Source organism: Paenibacillus woosongensis (assembly GCF_030122845.1).
In the GTDB taxonomy this organism is placed as follows: Bacteria; Bacillota; Bacilli; order Paenibacillales; family Paenibacillaceae; genus Fontibacillus; species Fontibacillus woosongensis_A.
Genome location: NZ_CP126084.1, coordinates 5,207,436 through 5,221,563 on the forward strand (window position 1 = coordinate 5,207,436; position 14,128 = coordinate 5,221,563).

Here is a 14,128-nt window from a genome sequence, read left to right on the forward strand (position 1 = left end):
TTATGATACGGTTCACCATAACATCTAATGAGCGAAATCTTAGCAATCCAGAAGAAATGTACTCGTGGATCAGATGCTATACTGAGTCCATAAATATTCAAATATGACGAAGAAAGGATGTACGAACAATGGCCAAACACACAACCTACATTTTATCCGAGGATGCAAGATCGCAAGCTGAGTTTTACACGAACGCACTGGGAGGACGAAGCTCGTGAAGCTTTCACGAAGCTCGCGGAAGGCGGCAAGGTGAAGTACCCTCTAGAACCTGCTTTCTGGGGAACCCTGCACGGACAGCTTGAAGACAAATTCGGCGTGCTGTGGATGATTTCCAACGAGGTTAAATCGAACTAATCGGATAGGCGACTCCTATTACACAGGTTGGCCATTAGGCTGACCTTTTTATATTTTTCAGGCCATAAACTCTACTCCAGCTGCGCCATTATCTCAGCAAAGCCGAACTAAAGCCTTTGTATATGTGTATTTTTAAATGAGTCCTGATACTTCAATCCAGCACCTATGGCTCTATCCATACATATATGAGCGATCCAGATGATAGATCCAATAAGGAGATAATCTTGCGAAAAATATAAGTTACCTTTAATGCATGCTGATAAAACTGAACCTTCTCCTCAAGCTTCATTATTTTTTGATTCATTAACATTACTGTTGCATCGTTACATTCTGTTGATACGGAATCGTTTCGTAAAACAAGTAATTGTTGAATTTCCTTTATTGTAAAACCCAATTGAATATTGGTCTGTTACCTCTTTCACCACGCCATCACCCCATTTTGAAAATTCATCATGATTTACCATATTTTAACACAGATTCGACTTCATCGACAATAAATAAAAAAGTCCTCATTAGCTTCAATACAAAGCTAACCGGACCTCATCTTTCCATCCCTTATCCTGGCCGTCTCTTGAAAGCGTCTTTACCCTCCACACATTAAACCTTAAAGCGGTACCCTGCGCCCCATACCGTCTCGATAAACTGGTGCTGCGACGGGTCCTTCTGGATCTTGTCACGAATCTTTCCGACATGGACCGTGACCGTGGCGGAATCGCCGAAGTTCTCGATCCCCCAAACCTTATCCAGCAGCGCATCCTTGGAGTATACCCGATCCGGGTTTTCCGCGAGGAAGAGCAGCAGATCAAACTCTTTTGCCGTGAGCGAGACTTCCTTCCCATGCAGCGTCACCCGCCTGGCATCGACCTGAATCACAAGTCCGTGGATGTTCAGCTCGCGCCGCTTCCGGGTCGGCGGGGCACCGGCGCCAACCGCAACCCCCGTCAAACGGTCATACCGTTCGAGATGTGCCCGTACCCGCGCAACAAGCTCCGACGGGCTGAACGGCTTGGTCACGTAATCATCCGCGCCTAACCCCAATCCCCTGATCTTGTCGATATCCTCCTTGCGGGCGGAGACCATTAGTACCGGAATAAACTTCGTTTCCCGGATCCGCCGCAACAGATCAAAGCCGTCCATACCAGGCAGCATGACGTCCAGAATGATCAGGTCGTATTCTTGCTCCAGCGCTTCCTTGAGCGCCTCGTTGCCGTCTGCCCGAAGGGTAACCTCATAACCATGAACTTCGAGGTAGTCCCGCTCCAACTCCGCGATCGCTTGGTCATCCTCGACGATTAACACCTTCCGCTTCGACATCTCTCACACTCCAGTCACGTTCTATTCTGAACCATCGGGATGGTAAACATCACAGTCATGAACCGCCCCGGCTCGCTTTTTGCATAAATCATGCCACCATGGTGCCGGACAATCTGCTTCGCGATCGCCAGGCCCAATCCCGTGCCAGCCACGTTCTGATTCCGGTTTACATCCCCGCGGTAGAAACGGTCAAAGATTTGCTCCAGCTCGCTTGGATCCATCCCGGGTCCGTTGTCCGTCACCGCAATAACCCATTCCCCCGCTTGCTGGCCGAAATGAACGTGGATCGTTGGATTCTGTTTATCCATAAATTTCACCGAATTGCCGACAATGTTGAGGATGACGCGCTTGATCTTCTGGGCATCCATCGTCGCGACAGCGCCCGTCCCCGCCTCGTAATCGCCCGTCAAACGAACGCCGGCGCTCTCGTACTCCATGCACAGCTCATTTATCGTTTGCCGATAGAACTCCTGGAGCGGCACCGCTTCGAAGTCGAACCTCTCCTGCTCCTGATCCAGCTTGGAGTACAGGAACAGGTCGTCAATCATTCGGTCCATGTCGAGCGTCTTCGAATGAATTACGTCAATATACTTTCTCAGCTTCTCCGGATCATTCGCTACGCCCTCCCGAATTCCCTCCACATATCCCTTAATCGAGGTCAGCGGCGTCTTCAGATCATGCGAAATATTCGAAATCAGCTGTTTGCGGCTCTCTTCCATCGCCAACTGGGCGCCGATCGCCCGCTGCAGCTCACTGCGCATCTTCTCGTACGAGCGAATGACGCTACCCACCTCGTTGCGAACCTCCGAGTGCAGACTGAAGTTCAGATCCCCTTCCGCGATACGGCGGGAGCCCTGCTCGAGCTGCCGCAGCGGCCTTACGATATCCTTCGTCGTGATCCAGATCAACGGAACCAGAATAATACCGAATATAACCGCAATGACTAGAAATACGAGGATGTGGAACTGGTTGTCCCTGGTCCCCGTCTCCGTCACATCGGCGATGAGATAATACGATAAGGGATCGTCCATTCCAGGAAAATCGTAGCGCACGGAGAGCAGATTGCGGCCCTTCCACTCACTCATCACGAACGCCTCGTCCGCATGCTTCCCAGCAGTTGAAATGTTCTTCTGCATCTGCGCCAGGAACGCTTCCCCTTCTCTCAATTTACCGTAGCTTGCCCATTGATCTCCCTGCTGAACAACAACGAAGCCCCCGAACGGCTCCAGCCGATCTCCAATTTGTTCAGCGAACGAGGGGGACGCCAGCTCTTCTGGCATATACCGCTCCGCATAACGCAGGTCTACGAACAGATCGATGCCTCGATGGATCGCGTCCCCTGCAGTCTGTTCCTTTACAATACTATTCGCGAAATAAGATAGGAAGGCCGTGACGACACCGATCCCGGTCGCCGTAACGATGACTGCAGTCAGGATGATGCCGATTATATACGTTAAAATAAGCTTAAGCCGAATGGACATGAGTTAGACTTCTTTCTTTTGAAAGGCTAGCAAGCCCGTAATAATGCCCATAATATAGTAAGCTGTCATAAAAAGCAATGCCGTTACAGACGGTCCGAAATCGCCTCTATACAGGAGCGGATGCAACCAATCCGCGAAGTCTGTTAGGAAGAACCGGTTCAACTGCGGCTGGAAAAATCCAACGAGGCCCATCGTCATCCACAGCACAATGCCGACGACCATTCCGACCCCGCCGCTCCCCGTCCACAAGGACACACTGTTAGCCAGCACCACTAACAAGCCGCAGAAGAGGATCGCGCCGCCGACCTCGGCCATAGTCACCCCAAGCGTGGACAGGGAAGACATGCCTTTAAGCACGATGTTTACGATAAACGTTGGGACAAACACACTTAGGACAATCAAGGCGCCCGCCGTCCATCCTGCAAGTATTTTTCCTATAAAAAGGGCCTCCCGGCTGACCGGAAGCTTCAGCGCATTCTTGATGGTGCCATCCTTAAATTCGCCCGCCATGAGGTCGCTGCCAAGCGAAACCATGAACAAGGGCAGAACGACTGCCAGCAGCAGCTCCAGCGCGGTCACCGGCAGGTTCCCGCTCAGTCCGACGCGTTCGCCGATCAAGACGAAGATCACACCGATCAGGAAGGAGAGCGTCAGCAGTACTTTCAGCTTGCCTCCGCGGAACAGCTTGCGCAGCTCTTCTCCAGTGAGATAAATAATGGGTGCCATCATGCGGCTCCGCCCCTTTCCTTGGCTGTACAGTACAAATAGTAGTCCTCAACGCTGGCGAACGACTCTCGAATCTGGGCAACGCTTGAGGTACCGATCTGTTTTCCCTCATAAATAATGCAAGCATGCGTAATCCAATCTTCGATTTCGTGTACCTGATGAGAAGAGATGACCACGCTCATACCCGTCTCGGCCACAAGGCCTCGCAGCATGGCCGTCATCTCCCGGCGTCCCTCGATGTCCATGCCGGAGAACGGCTCATCCAGCATCAGGAGCTTCGGCCGGTGGAGCAGCCCGCTGGCAAGCTCGATCCGCTGCTTCATGCCGGTGGAGTATTTCTTGATCTTGATCTTTTGGTGCCTGGACATGCCCACGAGTTCCAGCGTCTGTTGGACACGCGCTTCGTCGATACCCGGATACAGCCTGGAGTACAGCTTCAGATAATCGCTTCCTGTCAAGTAGCCGTAAGGGGCCGGCTCGCCAATCATCAGGCCCATGTGCAGCTTCGTCAGATCCGGCCGCTCCGCGACGGAGACGCCGTTCCAGCGCGCTTCCCCGCGGTCGGCTGTGACCCAGCCGGCCATCGCCTGCAGCGCTGTCGTCTTCCCGGCACCGTTCGGCCCCAGCAAGGCTGCAACCTCACCGGGATGTACGGTGAGGTTAAGCCCCTGGATGCCTCGGCCGCCGGGGTAGACCTTTGTAAGATCGCAGACTTCAAACATAAGTTAGATCCTCCCCCGAATTGAGCTATTAGCTGCAGCCTTCGAAGGCTTCGGCGTCAATGATCTCTATGGACTTGCCAGCAGGTTGATACACATCAGGCGTCGTGGCGTTGATACCGCTGATGCCGCCTTCGCCTTCCATTTTCACGCGATGGATAACGCCCGCTTTGTCCTTGCCGCTCACCTCAAGCTTGCCTTGCACCCCTTGCAGCCTGTTGTCCGCATCGACCGTCAGTTGCAGATGCATATGCTCAATTGTGACTTCCTCTGTCAGCTCCGGCAGCTGCTCCTCAAGATTTGCTGCTTCAAAACCCTGAAAGAAAGGAATCTGCTTCAGACTCTCCCACTCCGCCGGCACTTCCGAAGCTTTCGAGTGCTCCTTTCTGCCGTCAGCCGATGCCACGTCCATCAACAAACGGACCACAAGCGGAACCTCCTCTTTGCTAACGTCGACCGAAATCGTCTTTGAATGATCCGCATGATTCACTACACTGAAATTATCCTTGAGATCGCCGACTATGAAATCGAGAAGCGCTTCCTCCGCTTTATTCATTGGACGATGATCGAAGTCCCCCTCTTCCTTCCATTCATGGTGCTTGCCGGCATGCTCATCGTCCAGGTTAATCACCTGATAGTCCAAACCGTGCGTCCGGTCTACGAGATAGGCCGTGTCATCGCCACTGCTATACACGCTGCCGCTGCGTTCAACGCCCTTGAGGGTGAAGTCAAAGTCGCTGCTTACGCTGTGCTTATCTCCCGCTGCCTTGAACTTCGTCAAGCCGTCCGCCTCCAGTACCGTCTCGCCATTCAGCGTAACCGCGAAGGTTCCGTTCACCGTTGCACTCTCAATCATTTGCTCCGACATCTGGTTCGCTTTCAGCACCTCTTTGAAGGCCTTGTAACCATCCATCTCCGGCGTGGAGGCAAATGCCGCCACCGAAAACATACTTACTGCAGCCAACGATGCACCGATCATCAATACTTTACTTTTCTTTTTCATTTCCAACTCGCTCCTTTAAGGTTGTATGGCTTCTCTTTCGTGCCTACAACCTTAGTTTAGAGGAGGAGTCTAAAGTCCCTCGAAAGGAAAAATAAAATATTTCTAAAATGTAGCATCCGGAACGTGACATTACCCTACCTTTCCTCTTATTTCCTCAATAAAACCAATCGGCTGGCAAGCATCTTTCATGAGCTCTATTTTCTCCCCGGTACGAAGCGGTTCTCTCGCAAAGGGGATACGTACACTAGGATGGAACCCAGCACGCTTGCGGCTAACATAATAACGACATACACATTGTTGTGAAGCTTGTATGCCTGAAGCTTCTGCCATAAGGATCGTTTGCTGTTCATGATTGTGTTTCTTCCTCCTATACATCCTTACGGTAGTAAACGGTGTCAAGACCACGACCTCGTCCGTCTTTGATTCTGTTGACTTCCTGCATCCTGATGTTATGCAAGACTCGAATGTGGCTGTCGTTCGTTGACCAAGTTCTAGTCATGATGGGCAGTTTCCTTTGCTTTGTTATTTCCTCTATTTCCGTATACAAGTGCGTCGTGATTCCTTGGCCGCGATACTTTTGATCCACGATCACTGTCGTAACATAGATCGTTTCAACACGGTCGTTCAAATCTTCATACATATAATGCGGGCGAAAGGACATGAATCCGATCACTTTCTCTCGATCCTGTGCCAGCAAAAAGGATTGCTCCTTCAACATTTCAAAGTATCGCTTTTATCCAAAAAATCCAGCTTCCTTTTATTAAGGTAAGCTGGCTTTTCCTCCTACTTATGATACGGATCAGACTTCCAGTCAGAATTTATCAACCTTGTACCAGAATAGGGGTAACGGGAACCATCCTAAGGGCGCAGTAACGGACATATAACGACTGTGTTGTGTAAGCAGAAGCGCCTGAGCCTGCATCTTATCAAGGACAACGGCATCGGGCTTAGCAGTCCGCTCGACAGTCACGCCACTCTCATCCACTCGTGCAGTAATCGGCTGACCGTCCATAACTGCGGAGAATTCCCCATGCGCAATTCCTGTAGTCTTTAACTTAAGCGTTAGATAAGCCTTTCACCTGTTTTAAACCATGGCGCACGTTAGCCCCTCCTACGAAATACTTGAACTTTACACCGCCAAGAGTGAAGCCGAAATACTCATATCTCTGTCGCTGGCCATATAATACAACCATATCACATGTGTTGCGCAGTTCTTCAAGCCACATGTCCATGAGCGCCTTCATATGCCCTTCGCCACGCGCCCGTGGATGGATCGATACCGTACCCAAATAGCAAGCTCGCAGCGTATCGTCACATACCATCAGAGGCTCTGGAAAAACAGCCAACAAGGCTCGTCAAATGGATGCTTTCGCGAATGTAAGAAACGTATGCCAGATGGTCAGCCCAGAACTTGTCGATAAAATATAGCCTTACAGGCTGCTCGGCAGGGCTCACCTTCGTCTCGCCTTTCAAAACGCCGAGCCGCTCCTCATAAAGAAATACGCCTCTGTTCCTCCACCATACCGTAACCAGCAAAAAACCGTATCGTTCGCCAATACGGTTCTTGTGCGTCATTCCGTAAATTCCGTAAATTCCGTAAGTTTACCTATAAGCATTTCCAGCTCATTGAAACTTTTAATGATTTCCTCAACCATTGCTCGTTGGTCATCCATGCTGGCCATGATTTGCTGTACAGCCGCTGTAGATTGCTCGGTCACACTTGAAATGGAGGCAACTTCAGTGACGATGGAATTGGATGAAGCCCGGAATGATTTGGACTTCTCTTCTACCTCGGATGCCTGCGCCGAAACCTCGCGCGCATCCATCGCAATACGATGGAATACTTGTTCCGATTCCGAGGAAGATATCATACTTTCGCTTACTGCCGCATTCCCTATGGCGACCTTTTCGGTTAGCGCCTTCATGCCTACATCGATTTCTTTAATGATATTCGAAATGCTCTCGGTTGATAGACGTGAATGCTCAGCCAATTTTCTGACTTCCGTAGATACGACCGCAAATCCTTGTCCATGCTCTCCCGCCCGGGCTGCTTCGATCGCCGCATTCAGCGCCAGCAAGTTGGTTTGATTGGCAATTTCCCCAATGGTGTTAGACATCTCATCAATCTTCATAATTTGCTCGTTTAATTCCTTCACTTCCACAATGATGTCCTGGAATATATCGTTCACTTGAGAAATCTGATCGTTCAGCTTTTGTACTTGCTCATTCCCTGTCACCGTCGCCTCAACCGTTTGGTCAGAAAGCCGTTTCATGGCCTCTGAACTATCCGTCATCATTTGAACATCCCGATGTGATTCTTGAATCGTATCTGAAATATCGGTAATACTTGCCGCTTGGGATTCAATGCCTTTCGCAACCTCCGAGAAACCAATTGTTATTTCCTTCGTTAATTGGCCCGAGTGATCGACATGATGCTTGAGATTACGATAAAATTCATTCAATACTTGGATGGAATGCTTCAGCTCTTGCAGTAATGAATCTGCTATCGATTTGGCCTGCATGGCCTCCTGGCTGCGCTGTTCAGCCCCGACAAATAGCCGCTCGTTCAATCTGGCTGCAACGATTGTCATGATTCCATAAAAAATCAACATGATATTCGAGGATATCATAGCGGATACATCGCCACCTCCTAGCCATACTTTGGCATTGAGACCAACCAGGTTCACTATGTTGAATAGCAAGATCGGTTTATAGTTGGGATAAATAAGCAGAAAAGCGGAGAGAATGAAATATACGTCTAATACAGGATTCTGAACGTCATATATGCCAAAAATGAGCAGGAGAATCATGAGCCCGCCAAACAGATATGGCGTTAATCGTATACATTTCCGAATTCGATTGAGGACGGTAAGGGAAGCAGCAAGCAATGCGCCAACACCCAAAATCCAAATACTTTCATAGTTTCCTGTTGACACAAGGAAAATCGTAAAAATACCAATAATTCCCCATAACACATTCGTAAGCAGCTTATTTCTTTGCAAAAATACCGAATCAAGTCTGTCCAATGAGCATTCCTCCATGTTGACAACTATAGTTGTTGCTTGATATATTCGATATTATTTGACATAATCCTTCGTAAATCGACAAATTAATTCAATTCCGGCATAACAATAAAAAGAGCTGCCTATTTGGTCATAGCCCCGACAAGTAGACAGTAAGAAAAGAGTGTGCTAAGCGGCGATCGTTTCCCGGTACTCCACTGGGGAGCGGTCGCCGAGTTTTTTCTGAAACCGTTCGTGATTATAATAATCGATATACTGGGCGATAAGCTCTTGAGCCTCGCCGAACGATTTAGGCTTTTCTAAATGCAGGGACCAGTTTTCTTCTGTACGTAGCCGTACCACTTCTTTCTTTGTTTCCTCGCTGTATTTGGCAAACGTCTGCCCCTTCTTTGGTGGCATAGAAAAATCCCCTCCGGTCAACTGTGTTGAATCCATAATACATGGACTCTTTTTTCACTGTCTACCATGAGGGGATAATACCAGATACTGCTCTTTTTCACCTATTGTCTCTTTATTCTATCGTCCCGTTTTAAATGATCGCATCTACCGTTTCTATTGACGAAGTGAAGGTGGTATTTTCCACTAACAACCATTGATGACATGAAAGTCAGCAATGGTTGTAGTTCAGCAAAACGATTCATCTTGTCAATCAAATCGGTTGTCTTACTGTACGGTTATCGTATAGACGTTAGAGGAGCCTACCTCTGCCGCGTTGAAATAAACGTTATTCTGAACGGCCCCCGGGAACTTAGCTGCATATGTAATCCCGCCTCCGCCATCCTTGACACCTAATATCTCAACCACACTTGGAACTGGAATATCAAGAGCTACCGGGCTATTCATAATATTTATGTTCGTTTGAAGAATATTACCATCCACCTTCACCGTAACGACATCCCCGTCTTCCGCGGCGAAATCCCAAATCAGCATGCGGCTTGTCGTCGTATTTTGCTTCATCTCAATCTTGAAGTCTCTGGCTACGAGGTCCGCCAAATCATCTGATGAAACTAAGCGGACACCGGCCTGCATCCCTTTACCGATCCCATCCGACTGAACATCTTTTATAGTGCTAACTGAACTCTGAAAATATATGCCCGTCCCGAACATGATCAGCGCCGTAATCCCAATCCAAAATCGATGCTTACCCCTTACCTTTTGGGTAGAAGATGAATTGCGGTTGACGGATGACTCTGTATACTCCAATGAAACATCACTATTTTCCGGCTGTTGAAACTCATCATATTCGTTTGTAGCGTGTGACTTCGACCTTTGCTTGTTTTTTCGGTAATTTGCCAATTTCCTTCCCCCCACTATTCCTTATAACGATTTGCTCGCTGAACAACCGGGTACTTCCAGTACAGCAGCGACATGCATAATCGGATTGCCACAATTGCAAGCAGCATTAGCGTAATGGCCCATCCTTTGGAATACAGTCCTTCATCAGCCCATTTGTTAAGAATGACGATCCCTACCGATAGAGCGGTCAAGTTATAGAGTAATAAGTGTAGGAAAGGAAGCAATATCGTTATTTTACGATAGGGTATACCTAAAAATGGGATTCTCGTGGCCAAGTAAATAAAAAACCCGTATATGCCTATAATGCTCATGCTGCCGCTATTAACCGGAGTCTCGCTAATCAGAATACTCTTTATATCGCCGTATATTAAAAAAAGGATGAAGGGCATGGTGATAATAACCAAGAGCATAAACGGATGATAAAAAATAATGGCGAGCAGCCATTTTAGCAACGACTTGAGAACTTTCATCCCATCACCCCCATCTGTTCTTGGAAATCTCCAGGCGCCAAAGTGGATAATTCCTCAGCTGTGGCATTGGCGTTCTTGCTCATACGCAAAGCATGGGCTCGAATCGCCTTCTCGACCAAATTTCGCACGAGCCGTCCATTGCCCGCGGTCATATCCCCTTCAAAGGTCTTCAAAATGGAACGCAGCGTGGCTTCAGCCTCCCGGCCGATCACATATCCTTGCGCTTTCACTTGCAAATGCGCGATTTGCAGCATTTCCTCGGCTGTATAATCGGGGAATGTAATGATATTGGGAAATCTGGAGCGGAGTCCCGCATTGCGGTTCAAGAAACGCTCCATATCTTCGTCGTAACCGGCCAATATAACGATGAGCCTGTCCCGGTAATCATCCATCGCTTTGACAAGCGTATCGATCGCTTCCTGACCGAATTGATCCCCTTCCGCCAAGGCATAAGCCTCATCCACAAACAAGATCCCGCCAAGAGCGCGTTCGATAACCTCTTTCGTCTTAAGCGCAGTTTGCCCTACATAACCAGCAACCAGGCCGGACCGATCAGTCTCTACCAGCGTATCGGTCTTGATCACGCCCAGTTCTTTAAATCGTTGGGCCAAAATACGGGCAATCGTCGTTTTTCCGGTACCCGGGTTTCCTTTAAACACCATATGGAGAGCCTGAGCGGAAGCCTTGGGCAGCCCCATCTCCTGACGGCGCTTAGCCACCTCAATTTGTGCCGATAAGCTTCTCACAAATTCCTTAACAGAGGACAGACCGACAACGGCATCGAGCGCTCCAAGCGCATTCGCCCGCTTCGCCGCAAGGTCTACATATACAGACAGCCCAAAATCCTCCACAGTCAGCTCATTTAACTGATCCGCCGCAATATCAGGATGATCGGCCAATCGCTCCGCTTGCTTGCGTATTGCCTCCTCCAGCGTATTGCGGACAAGCCGACCGTTGCCTCCGTCCTTCCTACCCGGAATTTGCTTCTCATTAAAATAGGATTCGAGCAAGCCTGGCACATCCGAAGCCAAGGTAAACCCTCGCGCCTTCGCCATGATCAAGGCGATTTGCTGCATTTCCTCGGCCGTGTAGTCAGGGAATTCGATCTGTAGCGGGAAGCGCGAGGACAGCCCCGGATTGACCTGAACAAACCGCTGCATATCTTCTGTGTATCCCGCCAAAATGACAACCAGATTGTCTTTATGGAGCTCGATAAGACGAACCAGCGAATCGATGGCTTCCTTCCCGAAGCCCCCGCCCTGCACCCCATCCTGCGCAAGCGCATAGGCTTCATCGATGAAGAGCACGCCGCCAAGAGCAGATTCGACAACCAGCTTGGTCTTATTGGCTGTCTGACCAGCGTACTCCGCTACCAGATCGGATCGCCCCACTTCAACCAGATGTCCTTTTTTCAAATAACCCATGGATCGGAGCATCTCTGCCACCAGCCGCGCCATCGTCGTCTTGCCCGTGCCGGGATTGCCCGAAAAAATCATATTAAGAGTCTGGCCGGTATCGACATGAATCCCGGCTTCCTTCCGCCTTCGATCAACAATAAGCTGTTTCTCCAACGTTCGGACGAATAGTTTAACCTTCTCCAATCCGACAATTCCAGCAAGTTGGTTCTCGATATTAAATACTTCTTTCTCACCGATTCCGAAGTCTGTCCCGGTCAATAATTGCAAGTCTGCATCTGCGATTTCCTCTGTCATCAGCCCTCTAAGCCGAGCAGCTTGCTTGCGGACAGCCTCCTCGAACAGATTGCGGACGAGCCGGCCGTTGCCGCTGTCATTGCGACCAGGGATTTGCCGTTGATCGAACAGCTCGACCAAACCCTCATAGGCATCCGTATCTATTCGGAAACCATTCTTGTCCGCTATTTGAATCATAATGTCCAGCATATCTTCCGCCTTGTAATCCGGGAACTCCACGATGAACGGAAATCTTGAACGCAAACCTGGATTTGATCGCAAAAAGGTCTCCATCTCCTGGGTATAGCCTGCCAGCACAACAACCAAATCATCCCGATGATCCTCCATCGCCTTGACAATCGTATCGATTGCTTCCGTACCGAATGTATCGTTATCGTGACGGGCGAGCGTATAGGCCTCGTCGATAAACAAGACGCCTCCCAAGGCCTCATTGACTTGTGCCATCGTTTTCGGGGCGGTAGAGCCCACATATTGTCCTACAAGATCCTGCCTCGCCACTTCTACTAACTGACCTTGCGGCAGCAATCCTAGCGCCTTCAGAATGCGGCCAATTAAGCGGGCGACCGTCGTCTTGCCGGTTCCGGGGTTTCCGGTAAACACCATATGAAGCGACATCGGTACAGAGCCTTCGCCTGCCCTAGCCCTCAGCTTGTTCACCTGTACCATCTCCATGAGCTCATAGACAAACTTCTTCACGGGTTCCAGGCCCGTTAACGCATTTAACTCTTCCAGGACATCGTCAATCGACTCCTGACCAACGAAGGATAGTGCTTTGATCGGAATTTCAAGCGAGTTCGACTCCACATAAAAAGAATCATTTTTGAATCGAATACGTACACTCTCATTGCCTCGAATCTCATTACGGGCTCGTAGACCGGATAATACGACAGTAAGCTCCTTATCAATCCAGTGCTGCACTGCCTCACCAAACGTTTTATTTGTTGCGGCGATATCGGCCAATGCCTCATAGGTGGAAGGATGGACGGCAATCCTCGTCTGCATATCCCTTGACAGATCATGTACTGCTTTCCCCAACAGGGTCTCTGCGATTTGCCGCATCGTCTCCCACTCTAACGGTGAAGAGATAGCCGCTGCAAGAATGGTTTGCAATATAGAGGTTGGGAGATGACTTGCCAACCCGGACGGAACTTGGCCATATTCGCTTCCTCTCTCTGCATGTTCATCGATATAGAAGATGATGAAAAAACCGTCTGCGATTATGCGCAACCCTTCCTTAGTTCGGAAGCTGCCTTCTCCGGCAAGCTGAGCAACCAGGTTAATAATAGCCTGATCAGCCCCTTTAGCCCCCTTAAATAACACCGTGCCCTCAGAGTATTGGAAAGCCTCCACCATATCAATAATGAAGTTCCCGGATATTTCATCTGCCTCATATCGCTGCAAGTCAATTTCTGAAAAATGGGGCCTAGAGGTTAGCCGATATGCATGCATCTCTCGAACTAGGCATTCCAAGGCTGTTTTCTTGCCCGTTCCGGGAGCTCCAGCCAGCAGAATCACATTTCTTGGTTTATTAATCTGACGTCCATTCATATATCCCTGTTTATATCCCGCAACCAAATCTTTTATGAAGAACGGCTGTCCGATTACTTGACTATTGATGTTCTTCTCCACTTCTCGGAAAAGTTGATCCAATTGCTTGGGAGAGTAAGCGCTCTGCGCATCATTTTGGCTTACTCCCTGTGATGTAAATGCTTGAGGTTGAACAGGTCGGAAAGTCGACGAAAAAGTACTCTGTCCCATAAACGTCTGCGTGGAATTGCTCGGACCTGCACTTCTGGCTCGCGATCCTGTACTATATTGTGGCTTCGGCTGCTGTTCCTGCCTCTTTGGAGCTGGTTCGTCTTCTTTTGGTGCGATAAATCCTTTTTCCCGAACTAATTCAATAAGCTGATACTCCGGAAAAATAAATTTGAGTACTTTAACCACACCTTTGAGTGTTTTCACCATACCTTTTCGGTTGATTCTCATACTTCCCGTTATCCCTCCTGGGGCCTACTATTCATTCTATTTTC

16 protein-coding genes and 1 pseudogene are annotated in these 14,128 nt (G+C 49.2%); 1 reads left to right on the forward strand and 16 read right to left on the reverse strand.

Annotated elements, in window-relative coordinates:
- Positions 1-162: 162 nt before the first annotated feature.
- Positions 163-354, forward strand: coding sequence for a VOC family protein (locus QNH46_RS23965; protein WP_430691862.1), 192 nt, complete (start codon positions 163-165; stop codon positions 352-354).
- Between the two features lie 107 nt (positions 355-461).
- On the opposite strand, the pseudogene QNH46_RS23970 reads toward QNH46_RS23965, so the two are convergent.
- The 16 genes and pseudogenes from QNH46_RS23970 to QNH46_RS24045 form a co-directional block, all read right to left on the reverse strand.
- Positions 462-554: pseudogene (locus tag QNH46_RS23970) on the reverse strand (DUF4260 family protein); the annotation flags it as partial.
- Entirely contained in the window at positions 518-748 is a 231-nt protein-coding gene (locus tag QNH46_RS24675) for a MerR family DNA-binding protein (protein WP_283926352.1), read from the reverse strand. The pseudogene QNH46_RS23970 and the gene QNH46_RS24675, both read right to left, overlap by 37 nt.
- 203 nt (positions 749-951) lie before the next feature.
- A complete protein-coding gene (locus tag QNH46_RS23980) occupies positions 952-1,668 on the reverse strand; it encodes a response regulator transcription factor (RefSeq protein WP_283926353.1) in 717 nt (238 codons plus the stop codon).
- A 14-nt stretch (positions 1,669-1,682) separates the two neighbouring features.
- Positions 1,683-3,149: a sensor histidine kinase gene (locus QNH46_RS23985; protein ID WP_283926354.1), complete on the reverse strand. Its 1,467-nt coding sequence runs from the start codon at positions 3,147-3,149 to the stop codon at positions 1,683-1,685.
- A 3-nt stretch (positions 3,150-3,152) separates the two neighbouring features.
- Positions 3,153-3,878 carry an ABC transporter permease gene (locus tag QNH46_RS23990; protein WP_283926355.1) on the reverse strand — a complete coding sequence of 242 codons (726 nt, stop codon included), beginning with the start codon at positions 3,876-3,878 and terminating at the stop codon, positions 3,153-3,155.
- Positions 3,875-4,597 carry an ABC transporter ATP-binding protein gene (locus QNH46_RS23995; RefSeq protein WP_283926356.1) on the reverse strand — a complete coding sequence of 241 codons (723 nt, stop codon included), beginning with the start codon at positions 4,595-4,597 and terminating at the stop codon, positions 3,875-3,877. The genes QNH46_RS23990 and QNH46_RS23995 overlap by 4 nt, the downstream gene beginning before the upstream one ends.
- A 28-nt stretch (positions 4,598-4,625) precedes the next feature.
- Complete coding sequence (locus tag QNH46_RS24000) at positions 4,626-5,597, reverse strand: hypothetical protein (protein ID WP_283926357.1); 972 nt, start codon at positions 5,595-5,597, stop codon at positions 4,626-4,628.
- Positions 5,598-5,791: 194 nt separating this feature from the next.
- The gene (locus QNH46_RS24005) at positions 5,792-5,947 is read right to left on the reverse strand and encodes a hypothetical protein (protein WP_283926358.1); all 156 of its coding nucleotides are present in this window, start codon (positions 5,945-5,947) and stop codon (positions 5,792-5,794) included.
- Positions 5,948-5,964: 17 nt separating this feature from the next.
- Complete coding sequence (locus QNH46_RS24010; protein WP_283926359.1) at positions 5,965-6,315, reverse strand: GNAT family N-acetyltransferase; 351 nt, start codon at positions 6,313-6,315, stop codon at positions 5,965-5,967.
- Positions 6,316-6,652: 337 nt separating this feature from the next.
- Positions 6,653-6,919 (reverse strand): GNAT family N-acetyltransferase, encoded by a 267-nt coding sequence (locus QNH46_RS24015; protein WP_283926360.1) that lies wholly within the window; start codon positions 6,917-6,919, stop codon positions 6,653-6,655.
- On the reverse strand, positions 6,909-7,172 hold the full coding sequence (locus QNH46_RS24020) for a hypothetical protein (protein WP_283928552.1): 264 nt from the start codon (positions 7,170-7,172) through the stop codon (positions 6,909-6,911). Before QNH46_RS24020 ends, QNH46_RS24015 begins: the two co-directional genes overlap by 11 nt.
- Complete coding sequence (locus tag QNH46_RS24025; RefSeq protein WP_283926361.1) at positions 7,169-8,623, reverse strand: methyl-accepting chemotaxis protein; 1,455 nt, start codon at positions 8,621-8,623, stop codon at positions 7,169-7,171. Before QNH46_RS24025 ends, QNH46_RS24020 begins: the two co-directional genes overlap by 4 nt.
- A 165-nt stretch (positions 8,624-8,788) precedes the next feature.
- Positions 8,789-9,019 carry an IS3 family transposase gene (locus tag QNH46_RS24030; protein ID WP_283926362.1) on the reverse strand — a complete coding sequence of 77 codons (231 nt, stop codon included), beginning with the start codon at positions 9,017-9,019 and terminating at the stop codon, positions 8,789-8,791.
- A 264-nt stretch (positions 9,020-9,283) separates the two neighbouring features.
- Positions 9,284-9,916, reverse strand: a complete 633-nt coding sequence (locus QNH46_RS24035) for a hypothetical protein (protein ID WP_283926363.1) — start codon at positions 9,914-9,916, stop codon at positions 9,284-9,286.
- 14 nt (positions 9,917-9,930) lie between these two features.
- Positions 9,931-10,386, reverse strand: a complete 456-nt coding sequence (locus tag QNH46_RS24040) for a hypothetical protein (protein WP_283926364.1) — start codon at positions 10,384-10,386, stop codon at positions 9,931-9,933.
- A complete protein-coding gene (locus QNH46_RS24045) occupies positions 10,383-14,084 on the reverse strand; it encodes an AAA family ATPase (RefSeq protein WP_283926365.1) in 3,702 nt (1,233 codons plus the stop codon). The genes QNH46_RS24040 and QNH46_RS24045 overlap by 4 nt, the downstream gene beginning before the upstream one ends.
- Positions 14,085-14,128 lie beyond the last annotated feature (44 nt).

Bases quoted from the DNA above. Each gene is read 5' to 3' on its own strand.
- QNH46_RS24015 (WP_283926360.1), bottom strand. From the start codon at position 6,919: ATGGTATGTGACGATACGCTGCGAGCTTGCTATTTGGGTACGGTATCG.
- QNH46_RS24040 (WP_283926364.1), bottom strand. From the start codon at position 10,386: ATGAAAGTTCTCAAGTCGTTGCTAAAATGGCTGCTCGCCATTATTTTT.
- QNH46_RS23980 (WP_283926353.1), bottom strand. From the start codon at position 1,668: ATGTCGAAGCGGAAGGTGTTAATCGTCGAGGATGACCAAGCGATCGCG.
- QNH46_RS24045 (WP_283926365.1), bottom strand. From the start codon at position 14,084: ATGAGAATCAACCGAAAAGGTATGGTGAAAACACTCAAAGGTGTGGTT.
- QNH46_RS24030 (WP_283926362.1), bottom strand. From the start codon at position 9,019: ATGCCACCAAAGAAGGGGCAGACGTTTGCCAAATACAGCGAGGAAACA.
- QNH46_RS24005 (WP_283926358.1), bottom strand. From the start codon at position 5,947: ATGAACAGCAAACGATCCTTATGGCAGAAGCTTCAGGCATACAAGCTT.
- QNH46_RS24020 (WP_283928552.1), bottom strand. From the start codon at position 7,172: ATGACGCACAAGAACCGTATTGGCGAACGATACGGTTTTTTGCTGGTT.
- QNH46_RS23995 (WP_283926356.1), bottom strand. From the start codon at position 4,597: ATGTTTGAAGTCTGCGATCTTACAAAGGTCTACCCCGGCGGCCGAGGC.
- QNH46_RS23990 (WP_283926355.1), bottom strand. From the start codon at position 3,878: ATGATGGCACCCATTATTTATCTCACTGGAGAAGAGCTGCGCAAGCTG.
- QNH46_RS24000 (WP_283926357.1), bottom strand. From the start codon at position 5,597: ATGAAAAAGAAAAGTAAAGTATTGATGATCGGTGCATCGTTGGCTGCA.
- QNH46_RS23965 (WP_430691862.1), top strand. From the start codon at position 163: ATGCAAGATCGCAAGCTGAGTTTTACACGAACGCACTGGGAGGACGAA.
- QNH46_RS24010 (WP_283926359.1), bottom strand. From the start codon at position 6,315: ATGTTGAAGGAGCAATCCTTTTTGCTGGCACAGGATCGAGAGAAAGTG.
- QNH46_RS23985 (WP_283926354.1), bottom strand. From the start codon at position 3,149: ATGTCCATTCGGCTTAAGCTTATTTTAACGTATATAATCGGCATCATC.